25 protein-coding genes are annotated in these 22,913 nt (G+C 70.1%); 22 read left to right on the top strand and 3 right to left on the bottom strand.

Annotation, left to right across the window (positions count from 1 at the left end; all coding sequences use genetic code 11):
* The first annotated feature begins 3 nt into the window (after window positions 1-3).
* The 8 genes from efeB (at window position 4) to ACFFC4_RS08970 (ending at window position 7,487) form a co-directional block, all read left to right on the top strand.
* Complete coding sequence (gene efeB / locus ACFFC4_RS09005; RefSeq protein ID WP_375499951.1) at window positions 4-1,287, top strand: iron uptake transporter deferrochelatase/peroxidase subunit; 1,284 nt, start codon at window positions 4-6, stop codon at window positions 1,285-1,287.
* A complete protein-coding gene (locus tag ACFFC4_RS09000) occupies window positions 1,263-1,868 on the top strand; it encodes a DUF998 domain-containing protein (protein ID WP_375499949.1) in 606 nt (201 codons plus the stop codon). The genes efeB and ACFFC4_RS09000 overlap by 25 nt, the downstream gene beginning before the upstream one ends.
* A 4-nt stretch (window positions 1,869-1,872) precedes the next feature.
* On the top strand, window positions 1,873-3,081 hold the full coding sequence (dxr, locus tag ACFFC4_RS08995) for a 1-deoxy-D-xylulose-5-phosphate reductoisomerase (protein WP_375499947.1): 1,209 nt from the start codon (window positions 1,873-1,875) through the stop codon (window positions 3,079-3,081).
* 11 nt (window positions 3,082-3,092) lie between these two features.
* Window positions 3,093-4,451 (top strand): RIP metalloprotease, encoded by a 1,359-nt coding sequence (locus ACFFC4_RS08990; RefSeq protein WP_375499945.1) that lies wholly within the window; start codon window positions 3,093-3,095, stop codon window positions 4,449-4,451.
* 7 nt (window positions 4,452-4,458) lie between these two features.
* Window positions 4,459-5,616, top strand: a complete 1,158-nt coding sequence (gene ispG, locus ACFFC4_RS08985; protein ID WP_375499943.1) for a flavodoxin-dependent (E)-4-hydroxy-3-methylbut-2-enyl-diphosphate synthase — start codon at window positions 4,459-4,461, stop codon at window positions 5,614-5,616.
* Between the two features lie 66 nt (window positions 5,617-5,682).
* Complete coding sequence (locus tag ACFFC4_RS08980) at window positions 5,683-5,892, top strand: DUF3072 domain-containing protein (protein WP_375499941.1); 210 nt, start codon at window positions 5,683-5,685, stop codon at window positions 5,890-5,892.
* A 24-nt stretch (window positions 5,893-5,916) separates the two neighbouring features.
* A complete protein-coding gene (locus tag ACFFC4_RS08975; protein WP_375499939.1) occupies window positions 5,917-6,795 on the top strand; it encodes a GNAT family N-acetyltransferase in 879 nt (292 codons plus the stop codon).
* A gap of 14 nt (window positions 6,796-6,809) precedes the next feature.
* A complete protein-coding gene (locus ACFFC4_RS08970) occupies window positions 6,810-7,487 on the top strand; it encodes an HAD family hydrolase (RefSeq protein WP_375499937.1) in 678 nt (225 codons plus the stop codon).
* Between the two features lie 72 nt (window positions 7,488-7,559).
* Here ACFFC4_RS08970 and ACFFC4_RS08965 read toward each other — a convergent pair whose 3' ends face one another.
* A complete protein-coding gene (locus tag ACFFC4_RS08965) occupies window positions 7,560-8,000 on the bottom strand; it encodes a ferritin-like domain-containing protein (protein ID WP_375499935.1) in 441 nt (146 codons plus the stop codon).
* On the bottom strand, window positions 7,997-8,491 hold the full coding sequence (locus ACFFC4_RS08960; RefSeq protein ID WP_375499933.1) for a ferritin-like domain-containing protein: 495 nt from the start codon (window positions 8,489-8,491) through the stop codon (window positions 7,997-7,999). Before ACFFC4_RS08960 ends, ACFFC4_RS08965 begins: the two co-directional genes overlap by 4 nt.
* A 90-nt stretch (window positions 8,492-8,581) precedes the next feature.
* On the opposite strand from ACFFC4_RS08960, the gene rimP reads away from it, so the two are divergent.
* From rimP to ACFFC4_RS08900, 12 genes are all read left to right on the top strand, one after another.
* Window positions 8,582-9,094, top strand: coding sequence for a ribosome maturation factor RimP (rimP, locus tag ACFFC4_RS08955; protein ID WP_375499931.1), 513 nt, complete (start codon window positions 8,582-8,584; stop codon window positions 9,092-9,094).
* Window positions 9,094-10,140, top strand: coding sequence for a transcription termination factor NusA (nusA, locus tag ACFFC4_RS08950; RefSeq protein ID WP_375499929.1), 1,047 nt, complete (start codon window positions 9,094-9,096; stop codon window positions 10,138-10,140). The genes rimP and nusA overlap by 1 nt, the downstream gene beginning before the upstream one ends.
* 39 nt (window positions 10,141-10,179) lie before the next feature.
* Complete coding sequence (locus tag ACFFC4_RS08945) at window positions 10,180-10,554, top strand: YlxR family protein (RefSeq protein WP_375499927.1); 375 nt, start codon at window positions 10,180-10,182, stop codon at window positions 10,552-10,554.
* 95 nt (window positions 10,555-10,649) lie between these two features.
* A complete protein-coding gene (gene infB, locus ACFFC4_RS08940; protein ID WP_375499925.1) occupies window positions 10,650-13,505 on the top strand; it encodes a translation initiation factor IF-2 in 2,856 nt (951 codons plus the stop codon).
* A 176-nt stretch (window positions 13,506-13,681) separates the two neighbouring features.
* Window positions 13,682-13,981 carry a DUF503 domain-containing protein gene (locus ACFFC4_RS08935; RefSeq protein WP_375500186.1) on the top strand — a complete coding sequence of 100 codons (300 nt, stop codon included), beginning with the start codon at window positions 13,682-13,684 and terminating at the stop codon, window positions 13,979-13,981.
* 24 nt (window positions 13,982-14,005) lie between these two features.
* The gene (gene rbfA / locus ACFFC4_RS08930) at window positions 14,006-14,452 is read left to right on the top strand and encodes a 30S ribosome-binding factor RbfA (protein WP_375499923.1); all 447 of its coding nucleotides are present in this window, start codon (window positions 14,006-14,008) and stop codon (window positions 14,450-14,452) included.
* A 49-nt stretch (window positions 14,453-14,501) separates the two neighbouring features.
* The gene (locus ACFFC4_RS08925; RefSeq protein WP_375499921.1) at window positions 14,502-15,524 is read left to right on the top strand and encodes a hypothetical protein; all 1,023 of its coding nucleotides are present in this window, start codon (window positions 14,502-14,504) and stop codon (window positions 15,522-15,524) included.
* Window positions 15,521-16,585, top strand: a complete 1,065-nt coding sequence (locus ACFFC4_RS08920; RefSeq protein WP_375499919.1) for an MATE family efflux transporter — start codon at window positions 15,521-15,523, stop codon at window positions 16,583-16,585. Before ACFFC4_RS08925 ends, ACFFC4_RS08920 begins: the two co-directional genes overlap by 4 nt.
* A gap of 24 nt (window positions 16,586-16,609) precedes the next feature.
* A complete protein-coding gene (gene truB / locus ACFFC4_RS08915; RefSeq protein ID WP_375499917.1) occupies window positions 16,610-17,509 on the top strand; it encodes a tRNA pseudouridine(55) synthase TruB in 900 nt (299 codons plus the stop codon).
* A gap of 23 nt (window positions 17,510-17,532) precedes the next feature.
* Window positions 17,533-18,213: a hypothetical protein gene (locus ACFFC4_RS08910; protein WP_375499915.1), complete on the top strand. Its 681-nt coding sequence runs from the start codon at window positions 17,533-17,535 to the stop codon at window positions 18,211-18,213.
* An 85-nt stretch (window positions 18,214-18,298) separates the two neighbouring features.
* Complete coding sequence (locus ACFFC4_RS08905; protein WP_375499913.1) at window positions 18,299-18,442, top strand: hypothetical protein; 144 nt, start codon at window positions 18,299-18,301, stop codon at window positions 18,440-18,442.
* A 23-nt stretch (window positions 18,443-18,465) separates the two neighbouring features.
* On the top strand, window positions 18,466-19,416 hold the full coding sequence (locus ACFFC4_RS08900; protein ID WP_375499911.1) for a bifunctional riboflavin kinase/FAD synthetase: 951 nt from the start codon (window positions 18,466-18,468) through the stop codon (window positions 19,414-19,416).
* Here ACFFC4_RS08900 and ACFFC4_RS08895 read toward each other — a convergent pair.
* Window positions 19,406-19,849, bottom strand: a complete 444-nt coding sequence (locus tag ACFFC4_RS08895; RefSeq protein WP_375499909.1) for an SRPBCC family protein — start codon at window positions 19,847-19,849, stop codon at window positions 19,406-19,408. The genes ACFFC4_RS08900 and ACFFC4_RS08895 overlap by 11 nt on opposite strands.
* A gap of 170 nt (window positions 19,850-20,019) precedes the next feature.
* Between ACFFC4_RS08895 and rpsO the strand changes: the two genes are divergently transcribed.
* Together rpsO and ACFFC4_RS08885 are read left to right on the top strand one after the other, a co-directional pair.
* Complete coding sequence (rpsO, locus tag ACFFC4_RS08890) at window positions 20,020-20,289, top strand: 30S ribosomal protein S15 (protein WP_375499907.1); 270 nt, start codon at window positions 20,020-20,022, stop codon at window positions 20,287-20,289.
* Between the two features lie 244 nt (window positions 20,290-20,533).
* Window positions 20,534-22,771, top strand: coding sequence for a polyribonucleotide nucleotidyltransferase (locus ACFFC4_RS08885; RefSeq protein WP_375499905.1), 2,238 nt, complete (start codon window positions 20,534-20,536; stop codon window positions 22,769-22,771).
* The last annotated feature ends 142 nt before the right edge of the window (window positions 22,772-22,913 follow it).

The raw sequence follows: 22,913 nt of genomic DNA, 5'->3' as shown, positions 1-22,913 counted from the left end.
ACGATGACTGACGACACCACCGCATCCTCCGACGGCCGCCCAGTGAGCGGGCACAGCCGGCGACGGTTCCTCGGTACCGCTCTCGGCGCTGCGGGTGTGGCCGTCGCCGGCGGTGCCGGGTTCGGCGTAGCGCGCGCCACCGAACCCGACGGCGCGTCGTCGGCCGAGCAGCAGCCGATCGTCCCGTTCTACGGCAAGCACCAGGCCGGCATCGCCACGCCCGCGCAGGACCGGTTGGCCTTCGCCGCTTTCGACATCACCTCCTTCGACGTGCAGGCCGTCCAGACGCTGTTGGGGTCGTGGGCGGCGGCCGCGGCGCAGCTGACCAAGGGCCTGCCGGTCGGCGCGGTCGAGACCTTGCCGGAGCGTCCGCCGATCGACACCGGCGAGGCGTTGGGCCTGGGCGCGTCGAATCTCACCATCACCGTCGGCTTCGGGCCGTCGATGTTCGACGACCGGTTCGGGCTGCAGGCGAAGCGGCCCGCCGCGCTCGCCGACCTGCCCCCGCTGCCGGGTGACGCGCTGCAGAAGGAGCGCTCGGGCGGCGACCTGTGCGTGCAGGCCTGCTCCGACGACCCCACCGTTGCCTTCCACGTCATCCGCAACTTCGCACGGCTCGCCCGCGGCTCCGCGGTGCTGCGCTGGTCACAACTCGGCTTCGGCCGCACGTCCTCGACGTCGGACAAGCAGCAGACCGAACGCAACCTGCTCGGTTTCAAGGACGGCACCAACAACATCAAGACCGAGTACCCCGCCGAGCTCGACACCTACGTGTGGGTCGGCGACGACACCGACCAGCCCTGGATGACGGGCGGCAGCTACCTCGTTGCCCGGCGCATCCGGATGCTCATCGAGTCCTGGGACACCGACTTCCTGGCCGACCAGGAGATCGTGATCGGCCGGTACAAGAACTCCGGCGCGCCACTGACCGGCAAGCACGAGTTCGACGCTGTGAACCTGCAGGCCAAGCGGCGCGGCAAGTACGTCATCGACCAGAACGCACACATCCGGCTCGCCTCGCCCGAGACGAACAACGGCCAGAAGATCCTGCGTCGCGGGTACAGCTACACCGACGGCATCGACAGCGAGACCGGCCTGCTCGACGCCGGGTTGTTCTTCATCGCCTACCAGCAGGACCCACGCAAGCAGTTCGTCCCGATCCAGACCCGCCTGGGCACCAGCGATCTGCTGAACGAATACATCCGGCACACGAGCAGCGCGCTGTTCGCGGTGCCGCCCGGCCTGAGCGAGGCCGGCGACTGGTGGGGCAAGTCGCTCTTCCGCTGAGCCGGCCGCCCGCCTGGGCGTTGCTTTCGTCCGCGTTCGCGCCGGTCGTGCTGGTGACCGGTTGGACAGTAGGCGGCGCGCTGCAGGCACCCGGCTATGACGCGGTGCACGACACGATCAGTGCGCTGGCTGCCTACGGCGCGCAGCATCGCTGGATCATGACCGCGGCGCTGGCCGGCCTCGGCGCGGCGCACACGGTCACCGGAGCGGGCCTGCGCAGCGTGCATCGTTGGCCGCGTCTGGTGCTCATTGCCGCCGGGCTCGCTACGCTCGCCGTCGCGGCCTTCCCCGAGCCGGCGCGTGGCTCATCGAACGCGCACGCCGTCTTTGCCGCCGTTGCGTTCGTGTTGCTCGCCGGCTGGCCCGCGACGCTGGCCCGCGCGTCCGGTACCGCGCCGCTGCCCGAGCGTCGCCCGGTGGCCTATGCCGTCGCGGCGGTGTCGGTTGCTCTGCTGATCTGGTTCGCGCTGACGCTCGCGCACGGGCCGCTCGGCGTGTCCGAGCGCGTGCTCACCGCACAGCAGGCCCTGTGGCCGCTCGTGGTCGTGGTCTGGGCCCGTCGGACGTCGATGCTTGACTGACAGCATGACGAAACGCCGCGAGATCGTGCTGCTCGGCTCGACCGGTTCGGTCGGTACGCAGACCGTCGACGTCGTCACCGCCGCCCCCGAGCGCTTTCGCGTGCGGGCGATCGCGGCCGGCGGGCGTGATCTCGGCCTGCTCGCCGAACAAGCCGCACGGCTGCGCGTGTCGGAGATCGGGGTGGCGCTCGAGTCCGCGGTCGACGAGCTGCGCAAGCGGGTCGACGCGGTGTGGCCGGGCGACGTGCGCGCGCCGGTCATCCACGCGGGGGCGGGCGCCACAGCGCAGCTCGCTCGGCTCGGCTGCGACACGGTCCTCAACGCCGTCGACGGCTCCCAGGGCCTGCGCGCGACCATCGCCGCGCTCGAGGCGGGCGCCGTCGTCGCCCTGGCCAACAAGGAGTCACTGATCGCCGGTGGGCCGATCGTGACCCGGCTGGCCGGGCCCGGCCAGCTGGTCCCGGTCGACTCCGAGCATTCCGCGCTGGCCCAGTGTCTGCGGGCCGGTGCGTCGGTCGAGGTCGCGCGGCTGCTGGTGACGGCCAGTGGCGGCCCGTTCCGCGGCCGGACACGCAGCGAGCTGGGGGACGTGACGCCGGAGCAGGCGCTGGCCCATCCGACCTGGGCCATGGGCCGGCTCGTCACCACCAACTCGGCCACGCTCGTCAACAAAGGCCTTGAGATCATCGAGGCGCACCTGCTCTTCGACGTGCCTTACGAGCGCATCGAGGCCGTCGTGCACCCGCAGTCGGTGATCCATTCAATGGTCGAGTTCGTCGACGGTTCGACCATCGCGCAGGCCTCGCCGCCGGACATGCGCCTGCCCATCTCGCTGGCGCTGGGCTGGCCCGACCGCGTCGCGGGCGCGGCGCCCTGCATCGATTGGACCCAGGCGCACAGCTGGACCTTCGAACCCCTCGACGACGACGCGTTCCCTGCCGTCGCCCTGGCCAAGCAGGTCGGGCAGGCGGGTGGCTGCGCACCGGCGGTCTACAACGCCGCCAACGAGGAACTCGTCGGTGCATTTCATGACGGACGCATCGGTTTCCTTCAGATCGTCGACACCATCGCCGATGTGGTTCGGGAGTGGCTGAGCGAACGGCGTCAGCAGCGGGATGACACCGGCGGCGGTAGCGAAAACGTCTGTACCGTCGAACAGGTCGAAGAGGCAGAGAACTGGGCCCGTGCACGCGCGCGGATCCTCGCCGGGTAGGAGAGGTGGCAGTGCCGAGCTGGTTGCTCTACACGCTGGGCGTGCTGATCTTCGCCTTCGGGCTGCTGCTGTCGATCGCGCTGCACGAGATCGGGCACATGGTGCCGGCCAAGAAGTTCGGCGTGAAGGTCACGCAGTACATGGTCGGCTTCGGGCCGACGATCTGGTCCCGGACGAGGGGTGACACCGAGTACGGCATCAAGGGGGTCCCGCTCGGCGGCTACATCCGGATGATCGGCATGGTGCCGCCCCGCGCCGACGGCACCCGCTCGCGCTGGCCGCGGCGGATGGCGACCGCGATCGAGGACTTCCGCCAGGTCAGCCGAGCCGAGGTCGACGAGCAGGACGCGCACCGCCAGTTCTACCGGCTGACCCCCGGCAAGAAGATGATCGTCATGACCGGCGGTCCGGTCATGAACCTGCTCATCTACCTGGTCCTCACGCTGTTCCTGCTGCTCGCCCTCGGCTCGCCCACGACGAAGACGACGACTACGGTCGGCTCGATCAGCAAGTGCTTGGTGGCGGCGAATTCCGACGCGGCGAAGGCGAACACCTGCCCGGCGGGTGCGCCGGCCACCCCGGCGGCCACCAGCCTCAAGGTCGGCGACAAGCTGCTATCCGTCAACGGGCGCACGATCACGTCGTGGGACGCGCTGACCCCGATCATCCAGCGCTCGGCCGGCGTGCCTTTGTCGCTCGTCGTCGACCGTAAGGGCACTCGCGTGCCGCTCACGATCACTCCGGTAGAGAACACCTTCTACCCGAACGGCATCGACAAACCGGCCGTCACCGCCGGCTTCCTCGGCCTCTCGCCCTTCGAGAAGGCCTACTTCGAGTCGGTCGGGATCACCGGCGTGCCGGGCAAGATCGGCAGCCAGCTCAAGCTCGGCGTCGACGCGCTGGCGAATTACCCAAGCAAGCTGCACAGCCTGTGGCAGACGGTGTTCGAGGGCAAACAGCGCGATCCTGAGGGCGCGGTGGGTGTCGTCGGCATCGGGCGAATATCCGGCGATCTGGCCAGCGACCCCGGTTTCACCCTGAAGTCGAAGATCTACACGCTGATCGGGCTGCTCGCGAGCGTCAACCTGCTGCTGTTCCTGTTCAACCTGCTGCCGCTGCTGCCCCTGGACGGCGGCCACGTGGCCGGCGCGCTGGTCGAGGCGGTCAAGCGCGGCCGGGCCCGGTTGCGGGCCCGCGGGCGACCGGCGCCACTAGGTCCCGACGGCCGGCCGCTGCCCAGACCGGCGATTTTCGTCGACACCGCTCAGATGCTGCCCGTCATGTATGCCGTTGCTTCGGTGCTCGTTGTCCTGACGTTGCTCACGTTGTACGCCGACATCGTGAAGCCCATCAACCTCAACGGTGGATGATGGAGTCATGACCGCTGTCAGTCTCGGAATGCCCACCGCCCCGCCACCCGTTCTCGCACCGCGCCGGGTGTCCCGCAAGATCCAGGTCGGCACGGTGGCCGTCGGTGGCGACGCGCCGGTGTCGGTGCAGTCGATGTGCACCACCCTCACGTCCGACATCAACTCCACGCTGCAGCAGATCGCCGAGCTCACCGCGTCGGGCTGCGACATCGTGCGGGTGGCGGTGCCGTCGCAGGACGATGCCGACGCACTGCCCGCGATCGCCCGCAAGTCGCAGATCCCGGTCATCGCCGACATTCATTTTCAGCCGAAGTACGTCTTCCAGGCCATCGATGCCGGTTGCGCCGCGGTCCGCGTCAACCCGGGCAACATCAAGGCCTTCGACGACAAGGTGGGCGAGATCGCCCGCGCGGCGGCCGATGCCAACGTGTCGATCCGGATCGGCGTCAACGCCGGCTCCCTCGACAAGCGGCTGCTGGCCAAGTACGGCAAGGCCACGCCTGAGGCGCTTGTCGAGTCGGCCATGAACGAGGCCGCGCTGTTCGAGGAGCACGGCTTCCGCGACTTCAAGATCTCGGTCAAGCACAACGACCCGGTGGTCATGGTCCGGGCCTACGAGCTGCTTGCCCAGGCGTGCGACTACCCGCTGCACCTCGGCGTCACCGAGGCCGGGCCGACGTTCCAGGGCACCATCAAGTCCGCCGTCGCGTTCGGCGCGCTGCTGTCGCAAGGCATTGGCGACACGATCCGGGTGTCGCTCTCCGCCCCGCCGGTCGAGGAGGTCAAGGTCGGGCTCGCCATCCTCGAGTCGCTCAACCTGCGCCAGCGTCGGCTCGAGATCGTGTCCTGCCCGTCGTGCGGCCGCGCCCAGGTCGATGTGTACACGCTGGCTGACAAGGTCACCGCCGGGCTCGAGGGCATCGAGGTGCCGCTGCGCGTCGCAGTCATGGGCTGCGTCGTCAACGGTCCGGGGGAGGCCCGCGAGGCCGACCTTGGCGTGGCCTCGGGTAACGGCAAGGGCCAGATCTTCGTCCGGGGTGAGGTCATCAAGACCGTCCCCGAGTCGCAGATCGTCGAGACACTGATCGAGGAAGCGTTACGGATGGCCGAGGAGATGAGCAGCGCTGGGATCGCCTCCGGCGAGCCCACGGTCTCCATCGCCTGACCCGTTAGGACCGGTCGCGCTGCGGGCACGTTCCTATCGAACACCGATTCGATTGGAGACCAGCACATGGCTACCCCGGACGACGTAACACCCCAGGCCGAGAAGCCCACTGACCAGTGGGTCACCGGTGACGAGCCGATGACCGGGCCGCAGAAGTCCTACCTCAGCACGCTTGCGCAGGAAGCCGGTGAGGACGTCCCCGACGACCTCAGCAAGGCAGCCGCCAGCGAGATGATCGACCGCCTGCAGCAGACCACCGGGCGCGGCGCCAGCTGATCGGCGTGCACTAACGTCGACCGGGTGTCCACCCTTCTCGACCGCCCGGTGCGGCGAGGGGCCGGGCCGTGGCGCGTCGACGAGCTCGACGACGCCGACCGTGCCGAACTCATCGCGTTCGTCGACCGCGATCCGATCGTGAATGCGGTCGTCGCCGGCCGGTTGCACACGCTGTTATCACTGTCGGCCCGCCGCTTCGGTGGTCAGCTGCTCGGCGTGCGCGATGCCCACGGCCGGCTTGCGGCGGCCGCGTTCAACGGCGGCAACCTGCTGCCGATGGGCGGCCAGCCCGAACACTGGCTGGCGCTTGCCGAGTTCGTCGCCCGTCGCCCGCGGGTCTGCAGCTCGGTCGTCGGGCACGCCGACACCGTGGCGGTCATGTGGCCGGTCCTCGAAGCTGCGTGGGGGGCGCCGCGTGCCGTGCGGCGGCGTCAGCCGCTGCTGGCACTCGACCGCGCGGTGGCCGACCGGCCGGCAGACGTAGGCCTGCGCGCCGTGCGCCGCGACGAGCTCGACGCCTACCTGCCCGCGGCCGCGGCCATGTTCGCCGAGGAACTCGGCGTGTCACCGCACGAGGGCGGCACCGGGCACTACCGCAGCCGGGTGGCTGCGTTGATCCGCGAAGGACGGGCCTTCGGCGTCGTACGCGGCGGCGAGGTGGTGTTCAAAGCCGACTTCGGTGCCGTATCGCCGCGGACCTGTCAGATCCAGGGCGTGTGGACGCGTCCTGACCTGCGCGGTCAAGGCCTGGGCACTGCGGCCATGGTCGGTGTTCTCGACCGCGCCTTGGCGTTGGCGCCCAGCGCGAGCCTGTACGTCAACGACTTCAACGAACCAGCCCGCCGGATGTACGCCCGACTCGGCATGCGCGACATTGCAGTGCTGTCCACCGTCCTGCTCTGAATAGGCTTTCGCGCGTGACCATCGAAGCAGTGATCTTCGACTGGGGCGGCACGCTGACGCCCTGGCACACCGTCGACCCGCGTGAGGCCTGGGCCGCGTCGGTCGACGACGCGGAGCTCGCCGAGCGGCTGGCCGCTGCAGAGCACGAGATCTGGCAGCGCTCGAAGAACGAGCACCGCAGCGCCACCCTCGCCGACGTGTTCGCCGCGGCCGGCGCGGAGCTGTCGGAGGCGACAACCGCCAGCTTCCACACCTGGTGGGAGCCGCACACCTATCTAGACCCCGACGTCCCGCCCCTGTTCGAAGCGCTGCGCGAGCGCGGGCTGAAGATCGGGGTGCTGTCGAACACGATCTGGTCGCGGGACGAGCACGAGCGGATCTTCGCTCGCGACGACGTGCTGGCGCTGATCGACGGTGCCGTCTATACGTCGGAGATCCCTTGGACCAAGCCGCACCCGGAGGCGTTCCGTGCCGCACTCGACGCGGTCGGGGTCGATGATCCGGCGCAGGCGGTGTTCGTCGGCGATCGGCCGTTCGACGACATCCACGGCGCCAAGTCGATCGGGATGCGCGCGATCCTCGTGCCGCACAGCACCATCCCGGACGTCCAGCGCGGACCGGTCGAGGGCGAGCCCGATGCGGTCATCACCCGGCTCGCCGACGTCCTGGCGATCGTCGACGCCTGGCTCTGATGATCTGACCGGTCCGTCGGTCCCGGCCGCCGCCCCCCACCGGTCGAGTGGTGAGGGGGCGACCTACGGACGTCAGCTGATCCCCGGGAACGGCACGGTAGGCGACGGGTCACCCGCCCGCAGCCGCCAGCGGGTGGCCCGAACGGCGGACTCGGACAGCGCACGTTGCGCAGGCGAACGGTCGGTCCCGGTCGACGCGGCGAGCCGGGCGTAGAGGAAACGCCAGGCGTCGGCGCACGTCTGCTCAAGATAGACGGCGCGGGCGCGGGCGGTGGCAAGGTCGGCGATCGGGTAGAGCTCGGGGTAGTCCGCGAGCGGTGTGACGGGCACGCTGCCGGATGCGGCGATCACCGCCGTCGTCGTGTCGCGCAGGACGGTGTGCGCCGCGATGCATTCCCGTGCCAGCTGTTGGTCGGCGGCGGGCAGGCGTGGCCCGATGAGCGCATAGCCGTACAACGCGCGGAGTTCGGCAGCCAGCGCCGCCTGCCGCGCCGCGGTGACCGATCCGCTCACGTCAAGAGTTCGGCGTGCGTGCTCTCGCAGGCCGAGATGCTCGCAAGCAGCGTGGCGGTCGGGCCCGTCAGCAGACCGGCGCGGGTGGCGGCGGAGGCGGCCGCCGCGCGTTCGAGCGCCCGCAGTTGGGTTCGGGCCGACGACGTCGCGGTGAAGGTCGGCGTCGGGGTCGGCGTTGGTCTTGCGGTGTCGTAGGGCGAGAGCGCGGCTTGCAGCGCCCGCAGGTGGGCGGCGTGGTTGCTGGTCAACTCCGCGGCCGCGGCCTGCAACGACGGGTCGCGCCGAATGGCTGCCGCCGCCCACGCCAGCAGTTCCCGCTCAGCGGCGAGTGCGTCGGCGAGGGCATGGGGCGCAGGCTTGAGGGGCGGCTTCGACTCCGGCTGCAGGAAGCCGATGCCCACCCCGGCTCCGCCGGCGACGACCGCCGCGGCGCCGCCGGCCAGGAACCAGCGCCGCGGGAGGCGGCCACCGGTGCCGTTCGCGTCGTCCATGTCGTGATCAGTCTGGCAGAGCGACTAGTCTCGGCCGTTGCACTGCATGCCGCGAACTCCGCTCGGCAAGCGAGACCGGAAGGAGCCGCCATGTCGTCCGCCAAGTCCGCAGGCTCGGCGGCGCAGGCTCGCGAGAAGCTCCTCGCGCTGCTCGACCCGCTGGTCACCGAAGCGGGTTTCGATCTCGAGGACGTCACGATCAGCGCGGCGGGGCGCCGCTCGTTGGTCCGGGTGGTCGTCGACGCCGACGGCGGCGTCGATCTCGACGCCATCGCCCTCGTCAGCCGGGTCATCTCCGACGCGCTCGACACCGCCGACGTAGCCCAGACCGGCGTGCTCGCCGGCTCGTACGTGCTCGAGGTCAGCTCACCCGGCGTCGACCGGCCGCTGTCCGAACCCCGCCACTGGAGACGGGCCCGGGGACGCCTGGTGGCGGTGTCGGCCGGGGGTCAACCGCTGACCGGCCGCGTGCTGGACACCTCTGACACCGGCGTGACACTGGACGTCGATGGGTCGACACACGCGCTGGCCTGGTCGGACCTCGGATCGGGCCGAGTGCAGGTCGAGTTCAACCGGGATGCCGAAGGGAGCCATGGGTCCTGATGACCAAAGTCGACCTGCAGGCGCTGCGCAGCATCGAGAAGGAGAAGGAGATCTCCTTCGCGACGCTGATCGACGCCCTCGAGACAGCGCTGCTCACGGCCTACCGGCACACCGCGCACTCCATGCCGCACGCTCGCGTTGCCATCGACCGCAAGAGCGGCGACATCACGGTGTGGGCCCAGGATCTCGACGACACCGGTCAGATCGTCGAGGAGTACGACGACACACCTACCGATTTCGGCCGGGTAGCCGCCATGACCGCACGCCAGGTCATCCTGCAGCGTCTGCGCGATGCCGAGCACGACCAGACCTTCGGTGAATACTCCGGGCGTGAGGGCGACATCGTCACCGGCATCGTCCAGGCCGACGCGCAGGCCAACCAGCGCGGCGTCATCGTCGTGGACATCGGCAAGGTCGAGGCCATCCTGCCCCAATCCGAACAGGCTCCGGGCGAGCAGTACCCGCACGGTAGCCGCATCAAGGCCTACGTCGTCGGGGTCTCACGCGGCATGCGCGGGCCGCAGGTGACGCTGAGTCGCACCCATCCGAACCTGGTCCGGAAGCTGTTCGCGCTCGAGGTCCCGGAGATCGCCGACGGCAGTGTCGAGATCGTCAACGTGGCCCGCGAGGCGGGGCACCGCAGCAAGATCGCGGTGCGTACCGAGGTAGCCGGCCTCAATGCCAAAGGCGCGTGCATCGGGCCGATGGGCCAGCGGGTGCGCAACGTGGTGGCTGAGCTGCACGGCGAGAAGATCGACATCATCGACTGGGCCGAGGACCCCGCCACCTATGTCGGCAACGCGCTGTCGCCCGCGCACGCCCTTGAAAGCCGCCTGGTCGACCCCGAGACGCTGGCGGTGCGGGTCGTCGTACCCGACTTCCAGCTCTCGCTCGCCATCGGCCGCGAAGGGCAGAACGCCCGGTTGGCGGCGCGCCTCACCGGACATCGCATAGACATCCACAGCGATTCCGAAGTCGACGAACCCGAGCCGCCGGCCGCAGCCGTCACCCCGGGGGAGGCGGCCGGCGATGACGCCGGGGGGTAGAGTGATCCGAGCCGTCGGCTTGTCGACGGTGCCCGCAGCATGACCGACCGAGCCGAACCGTGCGCAGCCGCGCCGCCACGCCCGATCCGGACCTGCATCGGGTGCCGGCAACGAGCCCACGACAACGATCTGCTCCGCGTCGTCGCGGGTCCGGCCGGCACTGACGAATCGATCATCAATGCCGTTCCCGATCCCCGCCGGCGGGCGTCCGGTCGCGGTGCTTGGGTGCACCGGGACCTGGCGTGCGTCGATCTTGCGATCCGACGCCGGGCGTTCGGGCGGGCACTTCGGGTGTCGGCACCGATCGATCCGGCACCGGTGCGTGAGTACGTAGGGAGGCCGGTCAGTGTGCAGGACAGAACACTCATGCAGGACACGAGCAGGACACCACCAGCGGAACCCCGCAGGAGATGACGAGCTATGGGCACTCGATGAAGCGCCAGCAATGAGCAGGTCCACCGACTAACCGGACCGCGCGGTTCGCCGCACGGTCCCTGCTAAGGAGACACGTGCCAGGCAAGACCCGCGTATCAGCTCTCGCTAAAGAGCTCGGTATCACCAGCAAGGACGCCCTCGCCAAGCTCACCGAGATCGGTGAGTACGTGAAGTCTGCGTCCTCCACCATTGAGGCCCCGGTCGCCCGCAAGCTGCGCGAGGCGTTCCCGGACGCTCCCGGACCGAAGGCGCCGGCCAAGAAGGCTCCCGCCAAGAAGACCGCGGCCGCGCCCGCGGCGGAGCCGGCGTCGCCCGTCGTCGATAGCCCTGCCGCCGTCGCTGCTCCGGCCGTTCCCGGCCCCGTCGCTGCTCCGGCTGCCCCCGAACCGCCGGTCATCGCCGCTCCCGAGCCGCCGCCGGTGGCCCCGGTCGCCCCGGTGGCTCCGGTGGTCGCGCCCGTCGAGCAGCGTCCTGCGGCGGCCGCCGCATCGGTATCGGCACCGACCGCTCCCGGCGGTCCGCGCCCGCCGGCCGGTCCCCGGCCCGGCCCGCGCGTCGGTAACAACCCCTTCGGTGTGGGTGGCAATGCGGCCCCGCCGCGTCCGGTGACGCCCACCCGCCCCGGCGGGGTGCCCGGTGCCCCCGGCGCTGCCCCGCAGCGGCCCGGTGGCCCGCGCCCCAACCCCGGCATGATGCCGCCGCGGCCGAACCCGGGCATGATGCCCGGCCGGCCGGCCGGTGGCCGTGGTGCCCCGGGCGGTCCCGGTGCACGCCCGGCCGGCCCCGGCGGACGCCCGGCCGGTCCGGGCGGTCCGGGCGGTCCTGGCGCTCGTCCCGGTGGCGGTGGCGGTGGCGGCGGGTTCCGCGGTGGTCCCGGTGGCGGTGGCACGGGCGCTCCCGGCGGCCCCGCTGGCGGCGGCCCCTACCGCGGTGGTCCCAGCGGACGCCCCGGTGGTGCCGGTCGCGGCGGGCGTGGTGCTACCACCGCCGGCGCCTTCGGGCGTCGCGGTGGACCCGCGGCCCGCGGCAAGAAGAGCAAGAAGCAGCGCAGGCAGGAGTTCGACAACATGTCGGCTCCCTCGATCGGCGGCGTGCAGGTTCCGCGCGGCAACGGTGCCACCGTGCGCCTGCCACGCGGTGCCTCGCTGTCGGACTTTGCCGACAAGATCGATGCGAACCCGGCCTCGCTCGTCCAGGTGATGTTCCACCTGGGCGAGATGGTCACGGCGACGCAGTCGGTCAACGAGGACACGCTGCAGCTGCTCGGCGCCGAGCTGAACTACACGATCCAGGTCGTCAGCCCCGAGGACGAGGACCGCGAGCTGCTCGACAGCTTCGATCTCACCTTCGGCGACGATCAGGGTGGCGAGGACGACCTGTTCGCCCGTCCGCCGGTGGTCACTGTCATGGGTCACGTCGACCACGGCAAGACGCGCCTGTTGGACGCGATCCGCAAGACCAACGTCATGGGCGACGAGGCCGGCGGCATCACCCAGCACATCGGCGCGTACCAAGTACATGTCGAGCACGACGACGGCACTGGTCCCCGCGACCGACCGATCACCTTCATCGACACCCCGGGTCACGAGGCGTTCACCGCCATGCGTGCCCGCGGTGCGGCGACCACCGACATCGTGGTGCTGGTCGTCGCGGCCGACGACGGTGTCATGCCGCAGACCATCGAGGCGTTGAACCACGCCCAGGCGGCCGGTGCCCCGATCGTCGTCGCGGTGAACAAGATCGACAAGGAGGACGCCAACCCGAGCAAGGTGCGCCAGCAGCTCACCGAATACGGGCTGGTCGCCGAGGAGTACGGCGGCGACACCCTGTTCGTCGACGTATCGGCTCGCTCGAACCTGCACATCGACGAGCTGCTCGAGGGCATCCTGCTCACCGCCGACGCGGCGTTGGACCTGCGAGCCAATCCCGAGCAGGACGCACAGGGCATCGTCATCGAGGCGCGGCTCGACCGCGGCCGCGGTCCGGTGGCCACGCTGCTGGTGCAGCGCGGCACGCTGCACGTCGGTGACTCGGTCGTGGCCAGCGACGCCTTCGGTCGCGTCCGCGCCATGATCGACGAGAACGGCGACAGCGTCGATGTCGCGACCCCGTCGCGTCCGGTGCAGGTGCTCGGTCTTACCTCCGTGCCCAGTGCGGGCGACTCGTTCCTCGTTGTCGAGGAGGACCGCATCGCCCGGCAGATCGCCAGCCGTCGCGAGGCGCGCGAGCGCAACGCGCAGTTGGCTTCGAGCCGTCGTCGGGTCTCGCTCGACGACCTCGACCAGGCTCTCGCCGAGGGCAAGGTCGAGGCGCTGAACCTGATCATCAAGGGTGACGTGTCAGGTTCGGTCGAGGCACTCGAGGACTCCCTGGTCAACATCGACATCGGGGAGGACCGGGCCGAGGTATCGCTGCGGGTCGTCAGTCGCGGCGTCGGTGCGATCACCGAGAACGACGTCAACCTGGCCATCGCGTCCGACGCCGTCGTCATCGGGTTCAACGTGCGACCCGAGGGCAAGGCGCGCGAGCTCGCCGAGCGCGAGGGTGTCGACATCCGGTACTACTCGGTCATCTACCAGGCCATCGAGGAGATCGAGGCTGCGCTCAAGGGCATGCTCAAGCCCGAGTACGAAGAGGTGCAGCTCGGTACTGCCGAGGTCCGCGAGGTGTTCCGCGTCCCGCGGATCGGCAACATCGCCGGTTCGCTCGTCCGCACTGGCATCATCCGACGCAACACCAAGGCTCGCCTCGTCCGTGACGGTTCGGTGGTCGCCGACAACCTCACCGTCGAGTCGCTGCGGCGGTTCAAGGATGACGCGACCGAGGTTCGCGACGGCTACGAATGCGGCATCGGGCTCGGCTCGTACAACGACATCAAGATCGACGATGTGATCGAGACGTTCGAGCTTCGTGAGAAGCCGCGGGCGTAGGTCTGCTCCACAAAGAAGGGGCCCCGCTCCGGGCGGTCAGGCTTGATCCCTGCGCGGGGCCCTTCCTTGTTTCGCTGCTGCCTTGGGTTTAGCTCTTTCCTTCGGTGCGCTCTTGGTTCGATCTTGATGCCGTTCGTTCGACCCGGTTGCCCTGGCGTGAAGGGGAGGTGGTGGCTGTGGTGGTTGGTGTTCTTGTCGCTGATTGTTTGTTGGGCGATGTGCATTCGTTGAAGGAGAAGCGGTCGGTTGTGCGGCCGGTGGTGGCGGAGCTGCGGAAGCGGTTCGAGGTCTCCGCGGCTGAGACGGGGGATGCCGGGTTGCATCGGCGGGCCGAGTTCTCGGTGTCGCTGGTGGCCGGCGAGCGGGCGCACGTCGTCGAGGTGCTCGATGCCTGTGAGCGGCTCGTGGCCGGTCGACCCGAACTGGAGTTGCTGTCGACCCGCACCCGGGTGCTCGACGACGACGACCTCGAGTAGGTCGAACAGATCAAGGAGTAGCTCATGGCCGACGGCCCCCGAGCCCGCCGTATGTCGGGCCGCATCAAGCAGATCGTCGCCACGTATCTCGAGCGGCAGATCAAGGACCCGCGCCTCGGCATGGTCACGATCACCGACGTCCGCGTCACCGGTGACCTGCACGACGCGACGCTGTTCTACACAGTGCTCGGCGACGAGGAGGAGCGGGTGGCCTCGGCCGCTGCGCTGGAATCGGCGAAGGGCGTGCTGCGCAGCGAGGTCGGTCGGCAGACCGGCGTGCGCTTCACCCCCTCGCTGACCTTCACCCTCGATGCACTGCCCGACAACGCGCGTCAACTCGAGGACCTGCTCGCGCGAGCCGCAGCCGAGGACGCCAAGCTGGCCGCCGTCCGGCAGGGTGCGCAGCCGGCCGGCGAGGCCGACCCGTACCGCAAGCCCCGTGTCGAGGAGGACGACGACGAGGACGACTGACTCGCGCGGCGTGCGGCCGGCGGGCCAGGGTGGCAGGCTGACCCGCGCCATGGCCGAACCCGAGCACGTCTCCGCGAAGCATCGCCCGCGCCCGCAGCCAGGAACGACAGCGGTCGGGCGCACGCGCCGCTCCCGCAACAGGCGGGGCGTGCTCGCCACCCTGGTGGTGTCGGTGGCGGTGATCGTCGCTGTGGTGCTGATCGTCGTCCACGGCCGCACGAGCGACTCGGGGACGACGAACCCCTCGGGGTCGGCAGACGACAGCACCGCGACCATCGTCGACAGTGGCGCAGCCAACGCATTCCTGGCCGGCGCGACCACCGACATCGTGGCTGTGACGACGTACGACTACCGCAGTCTGGACACCACGCTCAGCAACGGCGAGACGGTGACAACCGGCGCGTACCGAACGTCGTTCCGCGCCGCGCTGACCGGTTCGTTGGCCACCGAGGCCAAGCGCGCGCATCGTGTACAGACCTTCGCTTCGCTCGCCGCCGGAATCGGCCAGATCGCAAAGGGTGGTGCCAGCGCCAAGGTCATGATCTTCGGCGCCCAATCCGTCACCGATGACACCACCGGCGGGAAGGCGAAGCAGACGCTGGTCACCCTGACGGCCACGATCGAGCGGCAGGGCAGCCGGTACCTGGTCGCTGATCTCAGCGCAGGTGGGAACGCCGGCCTCCCGGCCGGGACAGCGGGGCTGCGCGCTGCAGCCGAGGCCGGCCGATCCGAGGTCGCGGCCGTGCTCACGCTGCGCCACGACCACTTCGACGCCGACTACAACGTCGCGCTGGCCGGGGCCGTCGAGCCGTTGCGGACCACGCTCACCAGCCAGGCGGCGGCCACCCGGCAACGGATCACCAAGGGCGGTTACGACCTCGCCGGCACCGTGACCGCGGTCGCCGTGCAACGGGCGGCGGGGGACACCCTGGTGCTCCTCGTGGCCGCCACCGGCGCCCGCACCGCAGCCGGCAAGACATCGGTCGTCGTGGACGGGCGCTACCGGGTCACCGTGGTCCGGGTCGGCAGCCGGTGGGTCACCAGTTCCATCGACGCCGTCATGCCCAGTTGACCGAACCCGCCCGGCGGATGCTGGTGCTCGCCGCCTCGGCATTCGTGGTGCTGGCCGCCGAGCCGGTGTACCTGCTCGTCGACACCGTGGTCGTCGGGCACCTGGGTCAGCGGGCACTGGCCGGGCTCGGCGTGGGCGCTGCGCTGCTGGGCCTGTTGACCATCATCGGCACCTTCGTCGAGTACGGGACGACCGGCCGGGCCGCCCGCTGGTACGGCGCCGGCCGCTACGACGACGCGGTACGCGAGGGGGTGCAGGCCACCTGGCTGGCGCTCGGCATCGGCGTCGTGGTCGTGGTGGTGGGCGAGATCTTCGCGGCACCGCTCACCGGCCTGCTTGCCGGCAGCGACGCCACCCAGGCCGCTGCCGAGTCGTGGTTTCGCATCGCGGTGCTCGGACTGCCGGGCGTGCTCGTCGTGATGGCCGGCAACGGCTGGATGCGCGGCGTCCAGCGCACCCGGCAGCCGGTCGTCATCGTCGTGGTCGCAAACGCGCTGTCGGCGGTGGCCTCGCCGCTGCTCGTCTACCCGGCCGATATGGGATTGCGCGGATCGGCGATTGCACTGCTGCTCGACTCCTTCGCCATCGCCGCGCAATCGCTCGTCGGCGCGGCACTCGGCGGTACTGACGCGGCCGGCGCGCGCCTGGTGGCGGCGGACATCGCTCGGTGGGGTCTCGGCGCAGGTGTCGCGTTCGCGCTGCTCTATGCGGCCGGGTGGTCACTGATCCCACGGGCATTCAGCCCGTCGGCCGACGTCCAGCACCAGGCGCACATCTTGTGGCCGTGGTTCGTGGCCATGCTGCCGGTGGCCGGCATCGTCTTCGCCCTCGACGGCGTGCTGATCGGTGCCGGCGATGTCGGCTTCCTGCGCACGATCACCGTCGTGTCGGCCGTCTTCGCCTTCGCGCCGCTCAACCTCGCCGCCCTGCACTGGCACTGGGGCCTCGGTGGCATCTGGGCCGGGCTCACTGCGTTCGTCGTCGTGCGTTTTGCCGGCATGGTGTGGCGGGTTCGTGGCGACCGGTGGCTGGTCACCGGCACGTTGCCCAAGACTCGCTAGGAGGGGGCTCGTTAGGGTCGGGCGGTGTCCATCCCACCGCCGGCCCCCGACGGCCTCATCGTCGTCGACAAGCCGGCGGGCTGGACGTCGCACGATGTCGTTGCCCGGTTGCGACGCCTCGCCCGAACCCGCCGCGTCGGGCACGCCGGCACCCTGGACCCGATGGCCACCGGGGTGCTCGTCGTCGGGGTCGGCGCGGCCACCCGACTGCTGCACCACCTCGTGCTCGCCGACAAGGCCTACGAGGCGACGATTCGGTTGGGGCAGAGCACCGTGACCGATGACGCCGAGGGCGAGGTGACGGGCGGTGCGTCGGCGGCGTCCCTCACGCCGGATGCCGTGCGTGAGGCGCTGCGCCCGCTGACCGGCGACATCGCGCAGGTACCCAGCTCGGTGTCGGCGATCAAGATCGACGGTCAGCGGGCCTACAAGCGGGTCCGCGACGGCGAGTCGCCGCAGCTGCCGGCCCGCCCGGTCGTCGTTGCCCGTTTCGACGCGCTCGACTTCCGCCGTCCCGAGGGGGAGCTGCTCGACGTCGACGTGCAGGTCGAGTGCTCGTCCGGCACGTACATCCGCGCGCTGGCCCGCGACCTGGGTGCGGCGCTCGGCACCGGCGGCCACCTCACGGCACTGCGCCGCACCCGGGTCGGCCCGTTCACCCTCGGCGGCGCAGCGACCTTGGACGAGCTGGCCGAGCGGGAGCACCCGGTGACGCTGCCGCTGGCCGAGGCCGTGGCCACCGCCCTGAAGGTGCGCACCGTCGACGCCGACGAGGTCCGCGAGCTGTCGTTCGGCCGCAGCCTCACCGCGACCGGCGACCCCGCCACCCACGGCGCGCTCGACACCGACGGCCGCGCGATCGCCCTGTTACTGGACCGCGACGGCCGCGCCCGCCCCGTCCTGGTCTTCGCGCCCGCCGGCTAGCAGAGAACGGGTAGACCCACCGGATGCAGGACGACCTGGACCCAGTGCGCGCGCTGCTGCCCGGCACCCGGGTCGACCAGGTCGAACAGTTGCGCGGCAGCGAGCGCGGCAGCGTCGTGCGCGTACGGCTGCGCTGGCCACACTGCCACCCGAGGTGGCGCCGCGCACGCTCGCCGCCGACCGCGACACCGGCATCGTGGTCATGGCCGATCTTGGCAACGGCCCCACGCTCGCCGACGCCCTGCTGGGCCACGACCGACAGCTCGCGACGGAGGCTCTTGGCAAACGGGGCCACCGAGCTGGCCCGCCTGCACAGCGCGGCCCGCCCGCTGCGTGAGCAGTTCGCCGCCGCGCTCATCGAACGGCAGGGCGAGGTTCCGGTGGCGCCGAGCCTCGCGTGGGCCGAGCTCACCGACGCTGCGAACGCGCTGCACGATCGGTGCACGTGTCCCGACGATGCCGTCCTGCTCGACGGCTGCTACCGGCTCGTCGACTTCGAGGGCGCGCAGTGGCGGCACGTGATATGGGACGTCGCGTACCTGCGGGTGCCATGGCCGACGTGCTGGTGCTCGTGGCGCCTGCCCGAGGACGTCGCCGAACGCGCCGTCGACGCCTACCGGGGCGCCGCCGCTCCCACGTTCCCGAGCTCGCCGACGACAGCTTCGAGCAGGACCTCGACGCAGCCAGCATGGGCTGGGCGCTGACGTCGGTCACCTGGTTCCTCGGCGCCGCGCTGCAGGCTGACACCCCGCACTACCCCGATCGAACTGCGCCTCGAAACGAGCCTCGGTGCTGCACCGTCTCGTGCTCGCGGCTGCAAACGGGGAGTTGCCGGCGCTGGCCGAGCTGGCCGGCCGTCTCGCCGAGGAGTTGACCCGGCGCTGGGGTGCGGTCGAGCTCCCGCTGGCCCCGGCCTTGCGTTCGGATCGCTGACTGCCCCTCAGTACAGTTCGGTCGTGCAGCGATGGCAAGGACTCAAGGACGTGCCGACCGGCTGGGGACGCAGCGTCGTCACCATCGGCGTGTTCGACGGTGTCCACCGCGGCCACCAAACGATCATCGCCGAGGCGGTGGCCGAGGCCGGCGAGCTGGGTCTGCCGAGCGTGCTGATCACCTTCGTCCCGCACCCGGCCGAGGTCGTGCGCCCGGGCACGCATCCGGCCATGCTGACGACGCTGGTCCGGCGCGCCGAACTCGTCGAGCAGCTCGGCGTCGACGTGTTCTGTGCGCTGCCCTTCACCCTCGAGCGGTCGAAGATGTCACCGGCTGAATTCGTGCACGCGACGTTGCTCGACCGCCTGCATGTCTCGTCGGTCATCGTCGGCGAGAACTTCCGCTTCGGGCACAAGGCGGCCGGCAACGTCGAAGCGCTCGTCGAGCTCGGTCGGCGCTTCGGGTTCACCGCCCGCGGCGTCCACCTGCTCGCCGAACACGACCAGACGCTGAGCGCCACGCACGTGCGCTCCTGCGTGCAGGCCGGTGACATGAGGGCCGCGACCGAGATCCTGGGCCGACCGCACCGCCTGGACGGTGTGGTCGAGCGCGGTGACCAGCGGGGCCGCGAATTGGGCTACCCGACGGCCAACCTGCGCGCCGACGACAAGGCGGCTGTGCCGGCCGACGGCGTCTACGCCGGGCGGGTCGTGCGCCTGGACGAGTGGGGTCGCACCATCGACGCACCGCCGCTGGGCACCGCGGCGATCTCGGTGGGCACCAACCCGACGTTCGACGTCCGGCAGCGGCGCGTCGAGGCATTCGTGCTCGACTTCGCCGGCGATCTCTACGGCAGCAACCTTGGCATCGAGTTCGTCGAGCGGCTGCGCGGCATGGAGCGCTACGACGGGGTGGACGCCCTTGTGGCCCAGATGGATCGCGACGTCGACCAGACCCGCACGCTCATGGCCTAGGGCTCGCCAGCAGCTTGCGCACGACCCGGCCGAAGACGACGCGGCCGAAGCCCCGCGCCACCGGCTCGGCGAAGCGGGGCAGATGGCGCGGGTTCACCTCCTCGCGCCAGGTGGTCACCGAGCCCGCACCGAGCGCTTCGACGGTGAGTTCGGCCCAGCCGAGCATGACCCGTCCGCGCTTCTCGATGCGGCAGACCCCGGGACGCCCGTCGGCCGGCGGCTCCCAGCTGACGACCTCCATCGGGTCGTCGAAGCCGAGCTTGGCGGTGCCGGTGCGCGCGGTGAACCGGGTGCCGATGCCGGCGGGCGGGGGAGTCTCGATCGTTACTCGGGTCAGGGGTACGTGTTCGCCGTGCCGTTGCCAGTCCGTCACCCGGTCCCACGCCTGCTGGGGCGGCAGCGGAGACTTCGCGGTGACGACGAATGCGGACATACCGGCAGTCTAGAGAGCGCTCGGCGGCAGTAACCCAGGCCGCTGGGTGTCTGCTGGTAGTGTGGCCAGTGGCTGAAGCGCTGTCTTACGCGCTGCCCGCTCGCGCGTCCACTCTTTCGCCGTGATCCAGACCGGTGAAGCGCGCGTGCACCGAGAACAAGGAGCCGTGCGTGTCACTCGCCGCCGACGTCAAGAAGCAGATCATCACCGAGTACGGCTCTGCCGACGGTGACACGGGCTCGCCCGAGGTGCAGATCGCGCTGTTGTCACAGCGCATCAAGGACCTCACAGAGCACCTGAAGGCGCACAAGCACGACCACCACAGCCGCCGCGGGCTGCTGCTGCTGGTCGGCCAGCGTCGCCGGCTGCTCAACTACCTGGCCAAGGTCGACATCAACCGCTACCGCTCGATCATCGAGCGGCTCGGTCTGCGCCGCTAGCCACCGAGGGAGCGACTCGTCCGAGTCGCTCCCTTTCACAACAACACATCCACGCCGGACGCATACGCGCGTCTCAGCGATGACCGACCTGCTGACGAGCCGGTCCTCGGTAGTGGCGGCCCGGAGCCCCTGAGCCCAATGAGTTCAGATGCTCCCGTCCGCTTCGATCGAAGACCGGATACATGAGGATCAGTGCAGCTCGTACGTCGCCTGTGCGCACCGGCACGTACGAGAGGACGACTCTATGACCGAGTCCTATGAGGCCGAGTCAGGCATCTTCGAGACCGAGGCCGTGATCGACAACGGCAACTTCGGCAAACGCACCATCCGCTTCGAGACCGGCCGGCTGGCCAGGCAGGCCGCGGGCGCCGTCGCCGCCTATCTCGACGACGACACCATGCTGCTGTCGGCCACCACGGCCGGCAAGAAGCCCCGCGAGGGCTTCGACTTCTTCCCGCTGACGGTCGACGTCGAGGAGCGCATGTACGCCGCGGGTCGTATCCCCGGCTCGTTCTTCCGCCGCGAGGGTCGCCCGTCCGAGGACGCGATCCTCACCTGCCGACTGATCGACCGCCCGCTGCGCCCGACCTTCACCAAGGGTCTGCGCAACGAGGTCCAGGTCGTCATCACCGTCATGGCCCTGAACCCCGACCACGCCTACGACGTGCTCGCCATCAACGCCGCTTCCGCGTCGACGCAGATCTCCGGCCTGCCGTTCAGCGGCCCGGTCGGTGGCACGCGCGTCGCCCTCATCGACGGCCAGTGGGTCGGCTTCCCGACGCACACCGAGCTCGAGCGCGCCACGTTCGACATGGTGGTAGCCGGTCGCCTGTTGGAGTCCGGTGACGTCGCGATCATGATGGTCGAGGCCGAGGCCACCGAGGGCTCGATCGCCCTCATCGAGGGTGGCGCCACCGAGCCCACCGAAGAGGTCGTGGCTGAGGGCCTTGAGGCCAGCAAGCCGTTCATCGCCGAGTTGTGCCGTGCACAGCAGCAACTGGCCGAGTCCGCCGCCAAGCCGATCCAGGAGTTCCCGATCTTCCTGGACTACACCGACGAGGTCTTCGAAGCCGTCGAGTCGGAGGTGTCGGCCGAGGTCGCCGGCGCTCTGACCATCGCCGACAAGCAGGAGCGCGAGGCCAGGCTCGACGAGCTCAAGGAGCAGGTCAAGGACTCCCTCGGCCAGCGGTTCGAGGATAAATTCGGCGAGATCAGCCCCGCCTACCGGGCGCTCAACAAGAAGCTGATCCGCCAGCGCATCCTTCGTGACAAGGTCCGCATCGACGGGCGCGGCCTGGCCGACATCCGCACGCTCTCGGCCGAGGTCGAGGTCCTGCCGCGGGTGCACGGTTCGGCGCTGTTCCAGCGGGGCGAGACCCAGATCCTGGGTGTCACCACCCTGAACATGCTTGGGCTCGAGCAGAAGCTCGACACCTTGTCGCCCACCCGCACCAAGCGCTACATGCACAACTACAACTTCCCGCCGTACTCGACGGGCGAGACTGGCCGCGTGGGTTCGCCGAAGCGCCGCGAGATCGGCCACGGCGCACTTGCCGAGCGGGCCCTCGTTCCGGTCCTGCCGGGCCGCGACGAGTTCCCCTACGCGATCCGCCAGGTGTCGGAGGCGCTCAGCTCGAACGGCTCCACGTCGATGGGTTCGGTCTGCGCCTCGACGCTGGCCCTGCTCAACGCCGGTGTGCCGTTGCGGGCGCCGGTCGCCGGCATCGCGATGGGTCTCGTCTCCGACACGGTCGACGGCAAGACCCAGTACGTGGCGCTGACCGACATCCTCGGTGCCGAGGACGCGTTCGGAGACATGGACTTCAAGGTCGCCGGCACCAAGGAGTTCGTCACCGCGCTGCAGCTCGACACCAAGCTCGACGGTATCCCCTCCGAGGTGCTCGCCGCGGCGCTGACCCAGGCCCGCGACGCCCGCCTGCACATCCTGGACGTCATGGCCGAGGCCATTGACGCCCCGGATGAGATGAGCCCGTTCGCGCCGCGAGTCACGGTCGTGAAGATCCCGGTCGACAAGATCGGCGCGGTCATCGGGCCGAAGGGTCAGATGATCAACGCGATCCAGGACGAGACCGGCGCGCAGATCAGCATCGAGGACGACGGCACGATCTACGTCGGCGCCGACAACGGCACCTCGGCGGCCGAGGCGGTCGACCGCATCAATGCGATCGCCAACCCGCAGATGCCCAAGGTGGGCGAGCGCTTCCTCGGCACGGTGGTCAAGACTGCCGCGTTCGGCGCGTTCGTATCGTTGCTGCCGGGCAAGGACGGCCTCGTGCACATCTCCAAGCTGGGCCGCGGCAAGCGGATCGGCAAGGTCGAGGACGTCGCGAACGTCGGCGACAAGATCCAGGTCGAGATCCTCGAGATCGACCAGCGCGGCAAGATCAGCCTGGGCCTCGTCGACGAGAACGCCGACGCCGCTCCGGCTCCGGCCACCGCCGACGCAGGCGCCTCCGTCTGACCCAGCACCCCCAACCCTGTGGTGATCAACAGCGTCGAAACGTCGTTCCACGACGTTTCGGCGCTGTTGATCAGCGGGGGTTAGTTGCAATACCGTTCAGTTAGGGCGCTGCACGAGGTAGCAGGTCTCGGGGTCCGGGCGT

It is taken from the genome of uncultured Jatrophihabitans sp. (genome assembly GCF_964244045.1).
Lineage (GTDB): Bacteria > Actinomycetota > Actinomycetes > Mycobacteriales > Jatrophihabitantaceae > Jatrophihabitans.
The sequence above is the reverse complement of the archived record's forward strand: the minus strand, read 5'-3'. Positions and strand labels throughout refer to the sequence as shown.

What these genes read in the sequence shown, in the direction of transcription:
- efeB (WP_375499951.1), top strand. Translation starts at nt 4, where the DNA reads ATGACTGACGACACCACCGCATCCTCCGACGGCCGCCCAGTGAGCGGG.
- dxr (WP_375499947.1), top strand. Translation starts at nt 1,873, where the DNA reads ATGACGAAACGCCGCGAGATCGTGCTGCTCGGCTCGACCGGTTCGGTC.
- ispG (WP_375499943.1), top strand. Translation starts at nt 4,459, where the DNA reads ATGACCGCTGTCAGTCTCGGAATGCCCACCGCCCCGCCACCCGTTCTC.
- ACFFC4_RS08980 (WP_375499941.1), top strand. Translation starts at nt 5,683, where the DNA reads ATGGCTACCCCGGACGACGTAACACCCCAGGCCGAGAAGCCCACTGAC.
- ACFFC4_RS08960 (WP_375499933.1), bottom strand. Translation starts at nt 8,491, where the DNA reads ATGGACGACGCGAACGGCACCGGTGGCCGCCTCCCGCGGCGCTGGTTC.
- rimP (WP_375499931.1), top strand. Translation starts at nt 8,582, where the DNA reads ATGTCGTCCGCCAAGTCCGCAGGCTCGGCGGCGCAGGCTCGCGAGAAG.
- nusA (WP_375499929.1), top strand. Translation starts at nt 9,094, where the DNA reads ATGACCAAAGTCGACCTGCAGGCGCTGCGCAGCATCGAGAAGGAGAAG.
- ACFFC4_RS08945 (WP_375499927.1), top strand. Translation starts at nt 10,180, where the DNA reads ATGACCGACCGAGCCGAACCGTGCGCAGCCGCGCCGCCACGCCCGATC.
- rbfA (WP_375499923.1), top strand. Translation starts at nt 14,006, where the DNA reads ATGGCCGACGGCCCCCGAGCCCGCCGTATGTCGGGCCGCATCAAGCAG.
- ACFFC4_RS08925 (WP_375499921.1), top strand. Translation starts at nt 14,502, where the DNA reads ATGGCCGAACCCGAGCACGTCTCCGCGAAGCATCGCCCGCGCCCGCAG.
- ACFFC4_RS08910 (WP_375499915.1), top strand. Translation starts at nt 17,533, where the DNA reads ATGCAGGACGACCTGGACCCAGTGCGCGCGCTGCTGCCCGGCACCCGG.
- ACFFC4_RS08895 (WP_375499909.1), bottom strand. Translation starts at nt 19,849, where the DNA reads ATGTCCGCATTCGTCGTCACCGCGAAGTCTCCGCTGCCGCCCCAGCAG.
- ACFFC4_RS08885 (WP_375499905.1), top strand. Translation starts at nt 20,534, where the DNA reads ATGACCGAGTCCTATGAGGCCGAGTCAGGCATCTTCGAGACCGAGGCC.